Source organism: Aeromicrobium sp., assembly GCF_036675695.1.
GTDB lineage: Bacteria > Actinomycetota > Actinomycetes > Propionibacteriales > Nocardioidaceae > Aeromicrobium.
Genome location: NZ_JAKFEL010000176.1, coordinates 1 through 17211, shown reverse-complemented (window position 1 = coordinate 17211; position 17211 = coordinate 1). Strand labels below are relative to the sequence as shown.

The following is a 17211-nucleotide window of genomic DNA, read 5'->3' as shown; positions in this document are numbered from 1 at the left end:
AACACAAACGGGCTTGACGGTTCGCTTGTATCGCTCAGGCGGTTGCGACTAGGTCGCCCGGCCTAGACACTGTCACCATGTCGCCTCAACGTCCTGATGACACCCGCGAAGGGAAACGACACTCGACTTGGTGGGTTGGGCGTGCGTCTGGCGATCGGAAGAGGTTCGATGCGGTGGGCCTGATCATCATAGGGGTCGTCGGGTTTATGTCGTTCAGCCCGTTCTGGGAGCCTGTCGAAGTGCATGGGTGGGCGCGGTTGGCGTATGCGAGTCTCGCCATTTGGGCAGCATTCATCGTCGTGGGCCTCTTCAGGTTGGCGAAGTCGTTCCGACACCTGACCGATCGACGCTAGGTGTATTGGGACTTGCTGGCTTGGCGGTGTGACACTTGTCCGTACCGAGCGCGATTGAGGTGAAAAATGCTAGCTCCCAAAACCCTCGAGGAACTCAACCGAGTCTGGGGGGTCGCGTTCGTGGTCGTTTCCGTCATATTGCTGGCAGCCTTAATCTCCGCGATGGTGCACGGGAACGCGCGAGACGCCATGGCGGTTGTGGCGACGTTTGGCGTGGTCCTAGCATCCCAGCTCATTTCTCGGCGGATCCTCCGTCGCCGCTTCCCTGACGACCCAAGCCAGGACATCCCGCACTGAAAGGTAGCGAACTACCTACGTGCAATAGGAGATTCGCCTTGACGGCAACGCCCTATACGACCCTGATAGGCACGTCTTGTCCCAGGGCTCGGGCCAGGATGCGGAGACGTTCCGCAAGCACACCAGCTTCGATGAAGGCCGCCGGGGACGCGTTGAGTGGGCGTACCTCGATCGAGCCGTCGACGAGCTCGGCGTCGGCGAGGGTCAGGTCGACGCCCTGACGAGCCATCGCGAGCAGGTCGTCATCAGGTTCAGGTGAGGGGAAGCCTCGGATGTCATCGTCGTACCCGGCGGCCACCAGCACGGCATCACGGGCGCCGAGTCCGAACATGTCGTCGCGCTCTTCACGGATCAGCGTGGAAGCACCCTCCGCCGCGTCACTGAGCCACTCGGCGGGCAGTCCTCGTACGAGGACAACGGGGTAGCCATCGAGCTTGCCCGCGACCAAGTCGGCCACACCGGCGATCTCGTCGGCTACCGCCGGAGCAGTCACGGCAAGGAGATTGCCGTACGAGTCCAAGACACCTTCGAACGAAAGGACTGGCGCAACACCTGCGGCTCCGATCGCGATGTCGGTCTGCCCGATGCGCCAGGCCCGGCCAACCGTGTCGGTGATGATGACGCCGAGCTGGACTCCTGCGAGCTCGATGAGCGCGTTACGCAGGTCCCTCGCGGACTGGTCCGGGTCCTCGGGCAGCGGGACCACGGATCCCGGTTCGATGTTGGATGCGTCGATTCCGCCAGCGGCCAGGGTCAGTCCTGAGTGGGTGCGCACAATGCGGGTCTGGCCGCGCCGGGCAACAATCCGGTCGGTCGCGGCGTCGAGCAGCGCTTCGCGATCGCCTCTGGTGGCAAGCCCAGCAGCCTTGCTCACCACCTTGCTCGTCACGACGACGACGTCACCGTCGACGAGGGGTTCGTCGAGGTGCTCGACGATGATCGTGGCCAGGTCGTCGCCGGGCGCGATCTCTCCAATGCCTGCGATCGGCCAGGCGCGAAGCGTCACGTGAACGCCAAGGTGTCTCGGGCCAGCTGAGCGGTCGTCGCATCGTCAGTCATGTACAGCGGGACCGCTCTGGAGCGGATGCCCGCTTCCTCGATCGAGGCAACGGCGTCCGCGTCTGACGTGTCGACGAGCCACGCATCGAGCACTCCCCCGGCACTGCGTGCACCGAGGTGCCGGGCCACTGCTCCAGCGCTGATCTCGATGCCGAGTCCCTCAAGCAGCTGGTCAGCCATACCGCGTACGGCCGCGGTGCCGATGATCGGCGAGACGCCGACGACCGGTGCCGCGGTCGTGCGTACGGCCTCGGCGATCTCCTCGACCGAGAGGATCGCACCGATCGAGACGATCGGGTTGGACGGCGGGAGGACCACCAGGTCGGCGCCGTGAATTGCGTCGAGCACGCCCGGTCCAGCCTTGGCAGCTTTGGCTCCGCGGAACTCCAGCTCACGTACGGGCACCTTGGCGCCGAGCCTGATCCAGTACTCCTGGAAGTGGATCGTGTCGATGCCGTCAGCCCCGTCAATCCCGATGTGGGTTTCGACCTCTTGCTCGGTCATCGGGAGCAGCCGTACGCCGGGCTGCCACCGCTCGCAGAGCCGCTGCGTGATCTCGGCGAGGCCGACGCCTTCGTGCAAGAGCTTGGTACGGATCAGATGAGTCGCGAGGTCACGGTCGCCGAGACCGAACCACGTCTCCTCGCCGTACGCACCGAGCTCCTCCTTGGCGTTCCATGTCTCGTCGGTACGTCCCCATCGGCGCTCGGGATCGATGCCGTTGCCCAACGTGTACATGACAGTGTCGAGATCGGGGCACACCCGCATACCGAACAGCCAGATGTCGTCGGCCGTGTTGCCGATGACCGTGATCTCGTCGTCGGGAGCCTTGGCCGGGAGGAGCCCAGAGAGGAACTTGGCGCCGCCGACTCCGCCTGACAGCACAGTGATCCGCATGGGCACAGTCTGCCGGACGGCTAGGGCGTGTCTCCCAGTTGGTGGTCGATCAGTGAGCGTGGCATCCGCGCCCGGCTGGCAAGGCAGAGGAGGGAGGCGGTCCGGGGTTGACCGTCGACCGACGATAACGCCGCCAGACGGGATGTGGGGCCGCGCGAGCCGACCATCGAACTGGGAGAGATGCCCTAGGCGTCTTGGAGTGCTGCCTCGATAGCTCGGTAGAACGTCGGGTACGCGTAGATCGTGTTCAGGAGAGTCGCCACCGGAACCTCGGCCCGGACCGCGAATGCCAGGCCGGACAGCGTCTCGCCGCCAGTCGGTCCAGCACTCGTTGCGCCGACGATGACCCCGCGATCGTCGTCAATGACGATCTTGAGGAGTCCCTCGTTACCGGCGGAGTGGAGCCAGCCGCGACTGCTCACCGGGATCTCTCCCGAGCCCACGCGTACGTTGAGGCCCTTGTCACGCGCCTGCTTCTCGGTGAGGCCGACAGCGCCCACCTCAGGATCCGTGAATGTCACGCGCGGGAAGCTCGAGTCGTACGCCTCGAGAGGCTTGCCGAGGATCGCCTTGACGACGCGCTCCGCCTGGTACATCGAGACGTGCGTGAATGCGCCTCGTCCGACAATGTCGCCGATCGCCCAGAGTCCATCCTTGACCTGCATCGCGTCGTCGACCTCGAGGACCTTCTCGACCTCGACGCCGACCGTGTCGAGTCCGACGTCATCAATGCGCGACTTGCGACCCGCAGCGACGAGCAGCTGATCGGCCTCGTATGTCTTGTCGCCGCAGGTGACCGTGAAGCGGGTGCCATCGTGATCGACCCGGTCGATCGTGACGTCCGCGTGCACAGCGATGCCTTCGCTCTCGAAGACCTTCGCCAAGAGCTCGGAGGACTCGGGCTCCTCTGGCGCGAGGATGCGTGGAGCCACTTCGAGCACCGTGACCTGTGAGTCGAACCGGGAGAACGCCTGGGCAAGCTCCAGACCGATCGCTCCGCCGCCGATCACGATCAGCGACGGCGGAACCGTCTCGGTGCTGACAGCCTCGCGGTTGGTCCAGTAGGGCGTGCCGGCGAGGCCTTCGATCGGCGGTATGGACGCTGTGGTGCCGGTGTTGAGGACGACTCCCTTCGAGGCCACATACGTCTCACCATCGACATCGACCGTCCGATCGCCGACGAGCCGGCCGTGACCACGTACGAGCGTCGCCCCTGCATCCGTGACCCGCTTGGCCGCGACCGAGTCGTCCCAGTTGTCGGTCGCCTCGTCCCGAATCCGCTTGGCGACAAGCGCGAAGTCAGGCGTGACAGAGACTCCGCCTGCCAGCTTCTCGACGCGGCGCGCCTCGGCGAGCGTGTTGGCAGCGCGGATGAACATCTTCGAGGGGATGCAACCCCAGTAGGGACACTCGCCGCCGACCAGCTCGGCCTCGACTGCGACAACTTTCAGTCCGGCATCTGCAAGACGGGCTACGACAACCTCGCCACCGGGGCCAAGACCAACGACAACGACGTCACACTCATGAGAGGCCATGGCCTCATCCTCCGGCATCCAGGCCCGAGGCGCCACGGCTACCGCGCGCCGGCCAGCATCCTGTAGGGGCTGATCAATCCGTAGCCGTAGTCGTTGTCTCGACCCGTTCTTCCGAGATCAGTCGCGGTCGACTGCAGTCGCGACACGATCGACGACTGACTGAATCGGCCACCAAGGCGAGCGATCTCCAACGCCGCCGTCGCCGAGGCGTACGGCGTGGCCATCGAGGTGCCAGAGAGAGTGCAATAACGCTTCCCGGCAGCGCAACCGAGACTGGGGTCGGGAGCCATGAGACCTGTCGAGACGATCGAACTGCCCGGAGCAACGACGTCGACCCAGCTGCCGCAACTCGAGTAGCTCGCCACGACGCGATTGCTCGAGATCGCTCCTACGCCGAGGACACCGGGGTAGGCCGCCGGATAGGCCGTCGGGGCTCCCAGGAGGCCGCAGCCCGCGTTGCCGGCGGCTGCAATCACGACGATGTTGCGCGACTGCGCGTATGCAACGGCGGCCTTGATCGCGCTGTCATTGTGAGTCGAGCCGAGAGACAGGTTGATGACTTTGGCGCCCTTCTGGGCCGCCCAGATGATTCCGTTGGCAACGCCCGCGTTGTCACCTTCGCCGCGCTCGTCGAGAACGCGTACGGGCAGGATCTTCGCCCGGTACGCCAATCCGGCTATTCCCAGCCGGTTGTAGGCGTTGGCAGCAATGATGCCGGCGACATGCGTGCCATGGCCATTCTCATCCTTCGCACTCGTGCCCGGATCGATGAAGTCCCTGCCGACCAACACCCGGTATTTGAGATCCTGATGGGCTCCGGACACGCCTGTGTCGACGACTGCGACGACGACTCCCGTGCCTTTGGATGTCTTCCAACGACGCTCGGCATTGAACAGGTCAAGGGCCCACTGGTACTTCCGGTAGGGGTCGTTGCTGTCAGCGGACATCCTCACCGGGTGCGCCATGTCGACGCCGATCGTCGAGGGCTTCTTGAGGGCTGCGGTGATGAGTTGGAGTGCGCTCGCGCCCGAGCTAGCCGGAGTCGAGGTGATCGAGGGCGCGCCGTCGGTTCTCGTCGTGACGACAACCTTCAGGGGATCGCCGTGCGGCGCAGTTGCAAGGATCGAGCGGGCCTGCGCGAGGAGATCGCTGATGGGGTCAGCCTGCGCGGTGGTACCCGTCGCTGCGACCAGGGTCGACATCAGGACGCCCGTCACCACAGCGCGTCGACATTCGGTTTTGAACGTGCGAGTCAGATGCACTGACAGTCCCCTTGCTTCCCTGTGGACTATTCAACGACGTCACGAGGGGTCGGGTTACGCCGCCGGTCGTGGCCCGTGAGTGTTGAGGTAGAGGATCGGCCCGGGGATGTCGCCTTCGAGGATCGCTGCCAGCGCCTTTGCCGTGTAGACGGGTTCGAGCTCCAACCCTGCGACACGCTCGGCGAGCGCCAGCGCACGCGCACCCTCGGGCGTCGTGGCTCCGTACGTCTCACCCATGAACTTCGACGTAGCCGTCAGGTCGTCCGGACCGATGACGACGTTTCCGATGTCGGCGCCGCGTGACCGCAAAAGCTCGGCCGTCTTGGTTGCGAGCCGACTGGTGGTGACGGCATCGAGTCGGAACGAGTCGTTGACGACAGCGCCGAAAACCCGCGTCGACAGGCCTGCGAGACGGAAGCCAAGAGCCAAGCCGGCAACGGTGCCACCCGAGCCGACGGCGGAGACAACCGTGGCGGGCTCAGGGAGTTCGCCGGCGGCAACCTGTCCGGCGATCTCGAGGGCCACCTCGACATATCCGAGGCTGCCCACCGGAGACGAACCCCCAGCTGGCAGGTAGTACGGCAGCCGGTGCCGGGCCAGGATCATCGGAGCCGCGAGCTTGAGCCGCGCCACTGTCGGATAGCGATAGATCGTGGCGCCGGAAGCATCGAGCCGCGCCGTCTGCTCGCGTACGTGGTCATCGATCGGTTGGTCGACGAGTCCGAGGACGGTATGCAGCCCGTGCTCGCGTCCGTACAACGCTGCCGCGAGTCCCCAATGCGTGCCGATGCCGCCGACCGTGAACATCGTCTTCTTCTTGCGGCGGTGGGCTTCCGGAATGATCCACTCGAGCTTGCGCACTTTGTTGCCGCCCCAGCCACCGTCGCCGAACGCGGCTTCATCCTTCAGCCAGACCTCCTGGGACACCCCGAGTCCGTCGAGGCGGCGTACGGGTGTAGGGCTGGTGCCGAGGCCGACGTGCGGCAGATCAGCGTGCGGGTAGCGGTCGCCAAGACGAGACATCTGCTCACCCTATGGCGGAGTTTGGCGATATCGTGCCTGCCATGGCGGGAACCCGAGCGAGTGACGCCGACCGCGAACTCTGCCTCAACGAGATCGAGTCTGCATTCGCAGATGGTCGCATCGACAACACGGAGCGCGAAGCCCGTACGCAGGCGGCGCTCCAGGCCAAGACCCTCGACGAGCTGGCTCAGCTGACCTCAGACCTCCGGCCAGTGGGCGCACAGCGGATCAACAGCGCGTTGACGACGGCTTCGGTGCCCAAGGGCCTGCTGACCAAGATCCTGATCGGCGCACTCATCCCGGCCATCGCGTCGATCATCATCTGGATCGCCTCGTCGTCTGGCAATGACCCACAGACGGCAGGCCCGTCAACCAACAGCAGCGAACCCAACCTCAACGACCAGCCTGACGGCATGCTCAGGCTTCATACGGCCGCAGGCTTCAAGAAGTTCGTCGCGGCCACCCGCTCAGCGTTCGGGACAACCACAGTCGAGTCAGCCGCGATCTATCCCGACTACGCGAGCGTCAACATCGTCGTACCCGACAACCCACGCCGCACCGAACGGTGGTCGTTCAGAGAGGGCTACGACGGCGATCCGAGCAAGTCGACACGTCAGGGCGAGGACACCGTCATCGACATGGCGGCGGTCAATGTTCCGGCACTCATGGCCGCGGTGAAGCGTGCTCCCGAGGAGCTGAACGTCAAAGAGGTCCGGTCGATCTACATCATTCTGGACGAGCGTGACGAGCTCCCGGCGATGTCCGTCTACGTGTCCAACGAGTACAACGAGTCGGGCTACTACGTGTTCACCCTCGCGGGCAAGGAGACCAACCGCTACCCCTTCAAGTAGGGGTATCTCACGTGCTCGAGCCCTTGGTGGGCGTTTCCTTTTCTGGCCCCTCCACGACGCGAGGCGTGTGCCATTTGAGGACGCTGTACGCAAGGAGGCCCCAGGCCGCGACAGCTGAGGTCCAGATGCCCAGCGCTGTCGCCCACCCTTCGGCGGGAAGCTGAGGTCCGAAGGCAACCACTATGTCCCGCGAGGTCAGGTCAGGTGTGCGAAACGCGGCGAACCACAAACCACCCGACCAGATGATTGTGATGATCGCGATCCGCAAGCTGTCACCGGACCGTAGGAGCCCGCGCAGCACCGCGACAGCTGCTACGGACAGCAGCAGTACAAACAACACGAATCCGATCGTGACCAGGCTCGACGAGATCGTGAAGCGAGTCACCTCGAACTCCGGGATCGTCGGACTTGCCCACCAGATCGCACCAAGGACTACCAGCCAGACCCCGCCGAGAAAACTGAAGAATATGCGTGGCCACGTCGCCACACCGAACTTGGCGGCCTCGATCGCCTTGCGCTCAAGCGGGTCCAGCAGTCTCTGCGCCCAGACGTAGCGGCGGGAAAGCAGCGCGACGCCGCCGACGAGGACCAGTGTGCCCGGCCCGGGGGCTGGCATCATCACGATGCCGACAGGCACCAGCACCCAGCCGAGCACCTCAGCGCCAGTCTCACGGATCCACATCTTCACCGCGGATCCAACTGCCATGGTGCAAGTTTGCCGCATCCCACCAATTCGGATGGCGGAACCCTCGGACTGGCAGTTCACTTGTCGCATGAACAAGGCAGCCGCACTCCTCAATCTTGCCGAGGAGACGCTCGGCCTCACGCTGCCGATCCGCCTCCGAGCGTGGGATGGCAGCGAGGCCGGGGCACCTGGCGCGCCCGTTGTCGTGATCCGAAACAAGCGAGCGCTCCGACACGTCATATGGAAGCCAGGCGAGCTCGGCGTTGCTCGCGCGTACGTGCAAGGCGACCTCGACATCGAGGGAGACCTCGGAGAGGGACTCAGGGCGATGTGGGCAGCCGTACGTGACGCGCGTGCCACCGATGGGACTGCGGGCCGACCCAGAATCGGGCCAAAGCAGGTGGCGAAGGCCGCAGCACTCGCCGTACGCCTTGGCGCGATCGGACGCCGCCCACCTGCCCCTGATGCCGAGTCCAACCTGACCGGCGAGCTGCACAGCAAGGAACGGGATCAAGCGGCAATCTCACACCACTACGACCTGTCAAACGACTTCTATGAGCTGATCCTCGACCCGAACATGGCCTACTCCAGCGGCTTCCACGTCACTCCGGAGATGTCATTGGAGGAAGCTCAGACCGCCAAGTTCCACCTGATCTGCCGCAAGCTCGGCCTCGAACCCGGCATGCGGATGGTCGACATCGGATCGGGCTGGGGTTCGCTGACGCTGTTCGCTGCGGAGCACTACGGCGTCCAGGTCACCGGGGTCACCTTGTCGTCGGAGCAGCGCGACTACGTCATGAAGAAGGCCGCTGAGCGCGGGCTCGAGGATCGAGTCGAGATCAGCCTGCGCCACTTCCGCGACCTGAGGGAGTCGGGAGTCAGCGACAACGGGATCGACGCCATCGCGTCGATCGAGATGGGCGAGCACGTCGGCGACAAGGAGTACGTCGTGTTCACCGAGTCGATCCACCGCTACCTGCGTCCAGGCGGACGCGTCCTGATCCAGCAGATGTCCCGCAGCAACGATGCGGTCGGCGACCGGCCAGGCGGCGGGCCGTTCATCGAGACGTACATTGCCCCCGACATGCACATGAAGCCGCTCGCCAAGACGATCGGACTGATCGCCGGCGCCGGACTCGAGATCCGCGACGTGCAGGCCATGCGCGAGCACTACCCGCAGACCGTCGCAGGCTGGGCCGAGAACCTCGAGCACAACTGGTCGACCGCGGTGGCCCTGATCGGCGAGGAGAGCGCGCGGGTCTGGCGGCTCTACCTCGTCGGCGGTGCACTGGCGTTCGAGGAGAACCGGATGGGCGTCGACCAGATCCTCGCGGTCAAGCCGAGCATCAATGGCGTCGCGGGCATGCCGACCTCACCACTGGCGTGGCTGACATGACCCGCACCGACCTGTCTCTGGTCTGGCTCTACTTGCCAGCGGCGATGATGTTCTCGATGTTCCGTTCGGCGAGCGCAGTGATGGTGACGAACGGGTTGACGCTGGCATTGCCAGGGATCAGCGCGCCATCGATGACGTACAGGCCTTCATAGCCGTTGAGGCGGCCGTAGTTGTCGGTGGCTTTGTTGAGCACCGCACCGCCGAGCGGGTGGTAGGTGAGCCCGTCGTGCCACTGCTTGTTGTCGCCGAAGAGGTCAGTGCGGTAGATCGTCCACTCCTTCGCATTGATCTTGTCGAAGATCGTCTTGGCCATGTTGATGGAGTCCTGCTTCCATGCCTTCTGCCAGCTCAGATCAACCTTGCCGGTGCCGGCGTTCCAGGAGAACTCGGCGCGCTTCTGCGTGTTCGTGATCGACAGATAGAAGGACGCGTACGTTTCGATGCCCGTCGGCAGCGGGGCGACCTCGGCGAATGCGCCGCCCGCGGACCAGTTGTCGATGCCGCCGCAGGGGATGGTCGATTGGTTCTTGCCCGTCGGGTCCCACATGTGGTTGGCACGACCACACATGACGTTCCCGTTGTCACCCCAGCCCTTGCCGACCTCGCTGTTGAGATTGGGCAGCGCTCCGGTGGCTTTGAGCTTGACGAGTAGCTTGCTGGTGCCAACGCTGCCCGCGGCGAGGAAGACCTTGTCCGCCTTCACGGTCTTGGTGGTGAGCGTCTCGCCGCTCGTGTTGAGCTGCTCGATGATGACGGAATAGCCGCCACCGGCTGCCGGCGTAATCGTCGAAACCCGGTGCATCGGCGTGATGTTCACCAAACCGGTCGCCTTGGCTTGGGCGAGGTAGGTCTGCTGCAGCGACTTCTTGCCGGCGTTGTTGCCGTAGAGGATCTCGGCAGCGAGCGCTGACTTCTGCGCCGTGCCTGCGGCCTCCTTCTCCATGTAGGCCCAGTCGTAGACGGTCGGCACGAACACAAACGGGAAACCGGCCCGCTGTGCATGTTTGCGACCCACGCGGGAGAACTGGTACCACTCGGTGCTCTCGAACCATGCCGAGCGGATGGAACTGACTCCGAGACCGGCGTTGGCTCGTGGGTAATAGGTGTTGTACATCTCGTCGGCGTTGACCGAGGGGAGGACACCGGCGAAGTTTTCCCGCTTGGGAGTGACCGCCATGCCTCCATTCACGAGCGACCCGCCACCGACGCCGCGGCCTTGGTAGACCGTGATGCCGGCGAAGTCTTCGGCATCGAGCACACCCGTGTGCCGAGGGATGTCCTTGTCGATCGGGAAACCCAGGAAGCCGCTGACCGGCTGCTTGGTCTTGGTGCGCAACCAGTAGGAGCGGTAGTCCGGGTTCGTAGTGGAGCAGAAGATCTTTCCGTCCGAGCCGGGGGTATCCCACGCCATGCCCATCTCGACCATCTCGACGTTGATGCCGGCCTGGGCAAGTCGAAGAGCGGCAACGGAACCCCCGTAGCCGGTGCCGACCACGAGAACTGGCACATGTGCACCGCCCAGGATCGGACCAGTGATGGCCGCCGTCTGGACTTTGGCTGCACTCGCGAGTCCCGGGCGGGACGCAACTCCCAACGCAACGATCGAGCCGGCTCCAGCGATCAACCTGCGGCGGGATACACCCTTGGAATCGGTCCCACTCGTGTTTGTGTCATTCATTTTGTTGTGCCCCCCAATAGACGAATGAGAACACGTTCTACGTGTGAGCCATTTCACGTCAAGGGGTACGAACCGGTAACTTCCGTCGACTTCGCTCGGTGAGCGCGCCGCGTACCTCGCGGATATCTTGGCTTTCATGACCCCTAATGACCTGGCCCAATCCGTCACGAGTCTCGCCGCCGGCCTGGGCGTTGTTGTCGCGTTCATGGGGATTGGTCTGGCCATCGCGCAGAACAAGAAGAAGCTGACGGTCGTTGACACGATGTGGGGCATTGGCTTCGTTCTGGTGGCCGCGGAGACCGCACTGGTGGCGTCCGGTGGGGATGGCGACCCATATCTGCGCTGGATCCTGCTCGCCATGACTGCTGTGTGGGGATTGCGTCTTTCGTGGCACCTGCACCGCCGCAACGCCAAGGCGCCCGAAGATCCCCGCTACGCCGAGCTCGCAGAGGCTGACGGGCGGCCGTTCGCACAGGTTGCCCTGATGCGGGTATTCCTGCCCCAGGGCATCGCGATGTGGCTCGTGGCGACGCCGATCATGGTCGGTGCGAACAATGAGGACGTTGTTTGGTTGGTCGTTGGTCTCGGGTTGGCAGTCTTCACCCTCGGCAACATCTTTGAAGGGGTCGGCGATGCACAGCTCGCCGCATTCAAGAGTGACCCCGCCAACAAGGGCAAGATCATGGACCAGGGTTTGTGGCGCTATACCCGCCACCCCAACTATTTCGGCGACGCGTGTGTCTGGACGGGCATCTGGATCGTCACGGCCAGCTCATGGGCAGGGCTTGCCACCGTCATCAGCCCCCTTGCCATGACGATCTTCCTGACGAAGGTCACCGGCGCAGCCCTCAACGAAAAGGGTATGAAGAAGAGCAAACCCGGCTACGACGAATACGTACGCCGCACGAGCGGCTTCATCCCGCTTCCTCCGAAGAAGTAGCTGCACGCCGACGAGTCGTGATCAGCACCGCCGCTCCGGCAGTGGCAATCAAGGCACCCTCAACCAGTCCGATCAGGGGAAGCACGTCGCTCGAGTTGCTCGGAGTCACACCGGTGTCGAAGGTCGAGCCAGCATTGGTGTCACCACCGTCACCACCACCGTCACCGTCACCGTCCACGGGATCCCAATCGTCGCCGCAGTCTCCGGTGAACCCTTCCTGCCACGTGAGCGTTATCTGACCATTGCCGGGAGGTGCCGTCGACTCGGACACGTCGATCACGCTGGAATTGACCGCGAAGAAGTTCCAACCTCCACCGCCGCCACCAGCGGCAGCCGAGCTCAGTTGGGCGTAGATGCTGCCGCCGGCGCCACCGCCGTTGCCACCGCCACCGCCACCGCCACCGCCGTAGAAGAAGAACTGCCCCTGTGGCGGATCACCGAGGACGTCCGCTGATTCTCCGATTCCGGACGCAGATTCGCCGGCAGCACCTCCTAGTCCACCTTCGGACCCGGCCCCGGGATCTCCTCCGACGTCACCGTTGCCGCCGCCACCACCAGGCGTATCGATGGGGCCAGCGCCACCACCACCACCGGCGCCCGCTGTCGCAATGATGAAGTTGGCCACAAGCGCCGAACCGCCACCGCCGCCACCACCAGTCAGTTCAAGCTCAGGCTCTGGATCGAGGGCGTCGTTGTACTCGCCGCCGTCACCGCCCGCAATGCCGAGGGTGCCGCCGATACCCCCGTTGCCGCCGGTTGATCCGTCGCCGCCCTGTCCGCCAACCTGGACCGAGAGAGACTCACCGGGAATCGACTCGTACCAGCCCGAGACGCGGCCACCGTTGCCGCCAGCGGCGCCGGCGGCGCCCTCACCGTCGCCACCGCTGGCGCCATCGACCTGGAACTGCACGCAGGTGATGTCGTCCGGAACGACGAAGTTGTTGGTTCCAACCGTGGTGAACTGCTGGCTCTCGGGCTCCTCGGCGGCCGATGCCGGACCGAAGAGAGCGAGTGGCGACAGGGCAAGTCCACTGGCGAACGTGAGCGAGGCAATGCGGGTGGTACGACGGCGCATGGGAGTCCCTCCGAGGGCGCAGCACATTAGTGCCGCGCGGCGAGCAATGGCATAGACCGTAACGTGCTGACCGCTTCTTGTGAAGGGTCCATTTAGCTCGATGCTCCCTGCAATGTCGCGAAGAAGACGGTGTTTCGGCCTTCGATCTCCTGGTCACAGGTCACAAGGAGCAAACGCCCCGGGACGATCTTCCAGATCTCTGGATCATTGGCGAGGGCGTTCTTGTCATACCGGCGGGCGGCGCCGTCGATTCGATAGACCAGCGAGCCCGAAGGGGTGTTCAAGGTGAGTTCCTCGCCTGCCAGATCACGGGGGGAACCGTCGGTCTCAAGCAAGGCATCGAACACCACCGAGTGATCGGGTGAACTGTGTCCGGCGATGTAGACCGTGTTGTCTGCGTTCGTTCCTGGCTTGCCGTACGCCTCAATCCAATAGACGTCCGTGTAGCTCGGCGGCTTGATGACTCCGCCCGGAGGTGTCTTGTCGACCTGGACGCGTACATCGAGACCGGCGCCGGGGAAGACGAGCCGTGTGGGCACGGCAACCGGGACTGACTTCGGTATGACAAGGACCGGAAGGTTCGCACCCCACGGCGCGGCGACCACAACGGGGTCGTCGCGCACCAGCTCGGTGAGGCTCAGAACGGACAGCGACAAGCCTCCAACGAGCATGGTCACTCCGAGGCGTAAACGCCCCTTCGGCAAACCCTCGATGGACTTGCGCATGGAAAGCTCAGCTGGAGACGAAGATGTGCGACGCCGACTCTTCGTCGATCTCGGCAGTCTCACCCTGACGCGCGACGATCACACCGTCGTGACCCTGCGAGACGAGGACATCGTTGCCCGGCAGCGCGCCAACACGACGCAGCACTGACATGACTTCCGTGTCCTTCTGCAGCTCCTCGACGATCCGGCGGATCACCAGGCGTACAGGCTCGGTGGAGCCGATGATCGCCTTGGTCATGGGAACCACTCCGTCGAGGAATTCGGTGTCCTCGCTGGTCTCGCCAAGCTCAGCCAGTCCCGGGATCGGGTTGCCGTACGGCGATTCGTGCGGGTGATCGAGCAGCTCGACCAGGCGACGCTCGACCTGCTCGGACATGACGTGCTCCCAGCGGCAGGCTTCTTCGTGCACGAACTCGATCTCGAGACCGATGATGTCGGTGAGCAGCCGCTCGGCGAGGCGGTGCTTGCGCATCACCCGGGTGGCGAGCTGGCGTCCCTTGGGGGACAGCTCGAGGTGGCGGTCGCCCTCGACTGTGAGCAGCCCGTCACGCTCCATACGGGCAACGGTCTGGCTGACAGTCGGTCCGCTCTGGTGGAGGCGTTCGGCGATGCGCGCGCGAAGGGGGACGATGCCCTCCTCCTCGAGCTCAAACACGGTGCGGAGGTACATCTCTGTGGTGTCGATGAGGTCGCTCATGCCGTCACCTCCGTTGAAAGGGCACGGTACGTCGGCGCCGGCATCAATCCAGCCTGATCGTTCTGCTCGCTTCGCTCGCTCACGCGTGTCATTGTTCCACGTCGTGCGCGACACGCACGCAGCCATGAGGATGGGAATGTGCCGACTTCTGTCATGTGGTTCCGCAGCGACCTCCGTCTACAAGACAATCCGGCACTCGCAACGGCCATCGACGCCGGTCGGGAGGACGGGGTCGTCCCACTGTTCGTGATTGATGACTCGCTCGGGACTGGGAACGCTCGTTCGGCCTATCTCTCGAGGTTGTTGGGCGACTTCTCCCACCGCATCGGCGGACTGCACCTCGTAAGAGGCGACCCTCGCACCGAGGTCATCCGTGTTGCGCGGGAGGTTGGCGCCGACAGCGTGCACGTCGCGGCGGCATTCACCCCGTACGGCGCTCGTCGCGATGCCTCTGTTGAGCGGTCATTGAGTACTCAAGGCATCCGGTTGGAGCGGACGGGCTCGCCGTACGCCGTCGCACCCGGACGCGTGACGAAGGACGACGGGAGCGGCCATCGCGTGTTCACGCCGTACTTCCGTGCGTGGCAGGAGCACGGTTGGCGCGCGCCAGCACCAGCCGTCGACGGCGTCCATTGGATCCATCCGGACGGCGGCACGAGCATCCCGAAGGTCTCGGTACCGGACGGAATGCGCCTGCCGGCGTATGGCGAAGACGCGGCACACGCCCGCTGGCGACAGTTCGTGGACGAGGACGTCGCCGACTACGACTCGGCACGCGACCTGCCGGGCCCGGACCGCACCTCCCGAATGTCCGTGCACCTCAAATGGGGCACGATCCACCCACGAACGATGCTCGCCGACCTCGCGCCATTGCGGTCAAAAGGCGCTCAGGCCCACGTACGAGAGCTGGCCTTCCGCGAGTTCTACGCCGACGTCCTGCACCATCGGCCTGACTCGGCCTTCGGCTACTACAACCGGGCATACGAGCAGATGGCGTACGACGAGCCCGGCGAGGCCTTCGCGGCCTGGAAGCAAGGGCTCACCGGCATCCCGATCGTCGATGCCGGCATGCGTCAGCTGCTCGCGGAAGGCTGGATGCACAACAGGGTCCGCATGATCGTCGCCAGCTTCCTCGTCAAGGATCTCCACCTCGAGTGGCACCACGGTGCCCGTCACTTCATGGACCACCTCGTCGACGGTGACCTCGCGTCGAACCAACACGGCTGGCAGTGGGTCGCAGGATCTGGCACGGACGCATCGCCGTACTTCCGCGTCTTCAACCCCACGACCCAGGGCAAGACGTTCGATCCAGACGGTGAATACGTGCGCCGGTGGGTTCCGGAGCTCGCTGACATACCCGCCAAGCAGCTTCACACACCGTGGGAGCTCGATCCCCCTCCGGCCGGATATCCCGCGCCGATCGTCGACCACGCGGAGGAACGCATTGAGTCACTCCGCCGCTATGACGCCGTGCGCTGAGTAGGTTGGGCTCATGGTCACGATCTCGACCCAGTTCAACGGACCCGATCGCACAGGCAATGGCGGGTATGTCGCCGGGCTGATCGCCGACGAGTTGGGCGGCGACGGCCCTACGACGTCCAAGCTGCGCATCCCGCCCCCACTGGCGACACCGCTTTCCTGGGAGACCAGCGACCACGCGACGCGGTTGCTGACGGCCGGCGGAGCGGTGGTCGGCGAGGCGATCAGCGGGTCGTTCCGACGCGATCCCCCGCCTTGCCCGACACACAAGCAGGCGAAGTCGGGTCTCGCGGCATACCCGGGCTTCCACCACCATCCGTTCGACCGGTGCTTCACCTGTGGCACGCAGCGCGACGAGGGTGACGGCCTGCGACTGTTCACCGGCCCGTATGCCGACGGCAAGACCTCGGCACCATGGACACCACATCCGGCCTTCGGTGGAGACGGTGGCGCGATCGACGTACCTGTCATGTGGGCTGCCCTCGACTGCCCCGGTGCCTGGGCCGCCGACTGCGCGAACAACACGATGGTCCTCGGCCTGATGACCGCCGAGATCACACGTCTTCCAGTCGCGGGTGAGCCCTGCATCTCAGTGGGCAGTCTGCACGAACGCGACGGCCGCAAGTTCTTCACCGACACAGCGCTCTACACGGCTGAGGGTGAGCTGCTCGGCAACGCCGAACAGGTGTGGATCCTGATCGACCTGGCCACCTTCGCGTAGCTCAGTACACGGGCACGTCGTCGAAGATTGGCGTGAAAGCCGACCTGTGCGCGTGAGCACCGGCCGAAAGCTCGAGGGACGCGACGTCCGGAGCGGCAGCCACCGGACGTACGCCCCCGACGGCGCGAATGATCAGCACCGGGACCACAGCCAGAGCGAGCAGCTCCAGCAACAACCATGAGACGGGACCGAACGTTTCGTTGGTCACTGAGATGACCGTCGCAACGACCGACCCACCCCCGACATACGCGGCCGCCCACGTCGCCGAGCCGGCCAGCGAGGCGGGCGCAAAGCGGCGGTACTCGAGCCCTGCTGCACCAGCGGCGGCCGGCGTCAGCGTGCGGACGATCGGCACGAGGCGAGTGAGGAACACCGCAGACGCGCCCCGACGCCGCAGCATCGAGGTCGCACGATCGAAGTGGCGAACGCCGAGCCGACGTACGGGCTTGGTGTCGCGGAGCTGGTCGCCGTAGCGCCGGCCGAGGAGATAGCCGACGTGATCGCCCATGCTCGCGCCGATCATCACCGCCACGCCCAG

The 17211-nt window shown here is 64.8% G+C and carries 16 protein-coding genes; 5 read left to right on the top strand and 11 right to left on the bottom strand.

Translation table 11 applies throughout. From position 1 onward, the window contains the following. Positions 1 to 702: 702 nt before the first annotated feature. The 5 genes from cofE to V6M39_RS11365 all read right to left on the bottom strand — a co-directional run bounded on the left by cofE (position 703) and on the right by V6M39_RS11365 (position 6426). The gene (gene cofE, locus V6M39_RS11385; protein WP_332643935.1) at positions 703 to 1656 is read right to left on the bottom strand and encodes a coenzyme F420-0:L-glutamate ligase; all 954 of its coding nucleotides are present in this window, start codon (positions 1654 to 1656) and stop codon (positions 703 to 705) included. Then, complete coding sequence (cofD, locus tag V6M39_RS11380) at positions 1653 to 2606, bottom strand: 2-phospho-L-lactate transferase (RefSeq protein ID WP_332643934.1); 954 nt, start codon at positions 2604 to 2606, stop codon at positions 1653 to 1655. Before cofD ends, cofE begins: the two co-directional genes overlap by 4 nt. A gap of 185 nt (positions 2607 to 2791) precedes the next feature. Then, a complete protein-coding gene (locus V6M39_RS11375) occupies positions 2792 to 4141 on the bottom strand; it encodes a dihydrolipoyl dehydrogenase family protein (protein ID WP_332643933.1) in 1350 nt (449 codons plus the stop codon). Positions 4142 to 4179: 38 nt separating this feature from the next. Further along, complete coding sequence (locus V6M39_RS11370; RefSeq protein WP_332643932.1) at positions 4180 to 5343, bottom strand: S8 family serine peptidase; 1164 nt, start codon at positions 5341 to 5343, stop codon at positions 4180 to 4182. Between the two features lie 114 nt (positions 5344 to 5457). Then, complete coding sequence (locus tag V6M39_RS11365; protein ID WP_332643931.1) at positions 5458 to 6426, bottom strand: 1-aminocyclopropane-1-carboxylate deaminase/D-cysteine desulfhydrase; 969 nt, start codon at positions 6424 to 6426, stop codon at positions 5458 to 5460. Positions 6427 to 6467: 41 nt separating this feature from the next. Here V6M39_RS11365 and V6M39_RS11360 point away from each other — a divergent pair, with 41 nt between their 5' ends. Then, a complete protein-coding gene (locus V6M39_RS11360; RefSeq protein WP_332643930.1) occupies positions 6468 to 7277 on the top strand; it encodes a DUF1707 SHOCT-like domain-containing protein in 810 nt (269 codons plus the stop codon). Between the two features lie 7 nt (positions 7278 to 7284). On the opposite strand, the gene V6M39_RS11355 is transcribed toward V6M39_RS11360, so the two are convergent. After that, the gene (locus V6M39_RS11355) at positions 7285 to 7983 is read right to left on the bottom strand and encodes a PGPGW domain-containing protein (protein ID WP_332643929.1); all 699 of its coding nucleotides are present in this window, start codon (positions 7981 to 7983) and stop codon (positions 7285 to 7287) included. A gap of 67 nt (positions 7984 to 8050) precedes the next feature. Between V6M39_RS11355 and V6M39_RS11350 the strand changes: the two genes are divergently transcribed. Continuing rightward, on the top strand, positions 8051 to 9358 hold the full coding sequence (locus V6M39_RS11350) for a cyclopropane-fatty-acyl-phospholipid synthase family protein (protein ID WP_332643928.1): 1308 nt from the start codon (positions 8051 to 8053) through the stop codon (positions 9356 to 9358). Between the two features lie 28 nt (positions 9359 to 9386). On the opposite strand, the gene V6M39_RS11345 is transcribed toward V6M39_RS11350, so the two are convergent. Further along, positions 9387 to 10982, bottom strand: a complete 1596-nt coding sequence (locus tag V6M39_RS11345) for a GMC oxidoreductase (RefSeq protein ID WP_332643927.1) — start codon at positions 10980 to 10982, stop codon at positions 9387 to 9389. Positions 10983 to 11172: 190 nt separating this feature from the next. Between V6M39_RS11345 and V6M39_RS11340 the strand changes: the two genes are divergently transcribed. Continuing rightward, positions 11173 to 11976: a DUF1295 domain-containing protein gene (locus V6M39_RS11340; RefSeq protein WP_332643926.1), complete on the top strand. Its 804-nt coding sequence runs from the start codon at positions 11173 to 11175 to the stop codon at positions 11974 to 11976. On the opposite strand, the gene V6M39_RS11335 is transcribed toward V6M39_RS11340, so the two are convergent. From V6M39_RS11335 to V6M39_RS11325, 3 genes are all read right to left on the bottom strand, one after another. After that, on the bottom strand, positions 11951 to 13051 hold the full coding sequence (locus V6M39_RS11335; RefSeq protein ID WP_332643925.1) for a hypothetical protein: 1101 nt from the start codon (positions 13049 to 13051) through the stop codon (positions 11951 to 11953). The two genes, V6M39_RS11340 and V6M39_RS11335, sit on opposite strands and share 26 nt — an antisense overlap. A gap of 92 nt (positions 13052 to 13143) precedes the next feature. Then, positions 13144 to 13722: a class F sortase gene (locus V6M39_RS11330; protein ID WP_332643924.1), complete on the bottom strand. Its 579-nt coding sequence runs from the start codon at positions 13720 to 13722 to the stop codon at positions 13144 to 13146. A 61-nt stretch (positions 13723 to 13783) separates the two neighbouring features. Further along, positions 13784 to 14473: a metal-dependent transcriptional regulator gene (locus V6M39_RS11325; protein ID WP_332643923.1), complete on the bottom strand. Its 690-nt coding sequence runs from the start codon at positions 14471 to 14473 to the stop codon at positions 13784 to 13786. A 138-nt stretch (positions 14474 to 14611) separates the two neighbouring features. On the opposite strand from V6M39_RS11325, the gene V6M39_RS11320 reads away from it, so the two are divergent. Continuing rightward, positions 14612 to 15952 (top strand): cryptochrome/photolyase family protein, encoded by a 1341-nt coding sequence (locus V6M39_RS11320; protein ID WP_332643922.1) that lies wholly within the window; start codon positions 14612 to 14614, stop codon positions 15950 to 15952. A 13-nt stretch (positions 15953 to 15965) separates the two neighbouring features. Next, positions 15966 to 16673, top strand: a complete 708-nt coding sequence (locus V6M39_RS11315; protein WP_332643921.1) for a hypothetical protein — start codon at positions 15966 to 15968, stop codon at positions 16671 to 16673. Position 16674: 1 nt separating this feature from the next. Here the strand turns inward: V6M39_RS11315 and V6M39_RS11310 are convergent. Continuing rightward, on the bottom strand, positions 16675 to 17211 hold a 537-nt coding region (locus V6M39_RS11310; protein WP_332643920.1), incomplete at its 5' end, for a DedA family protein.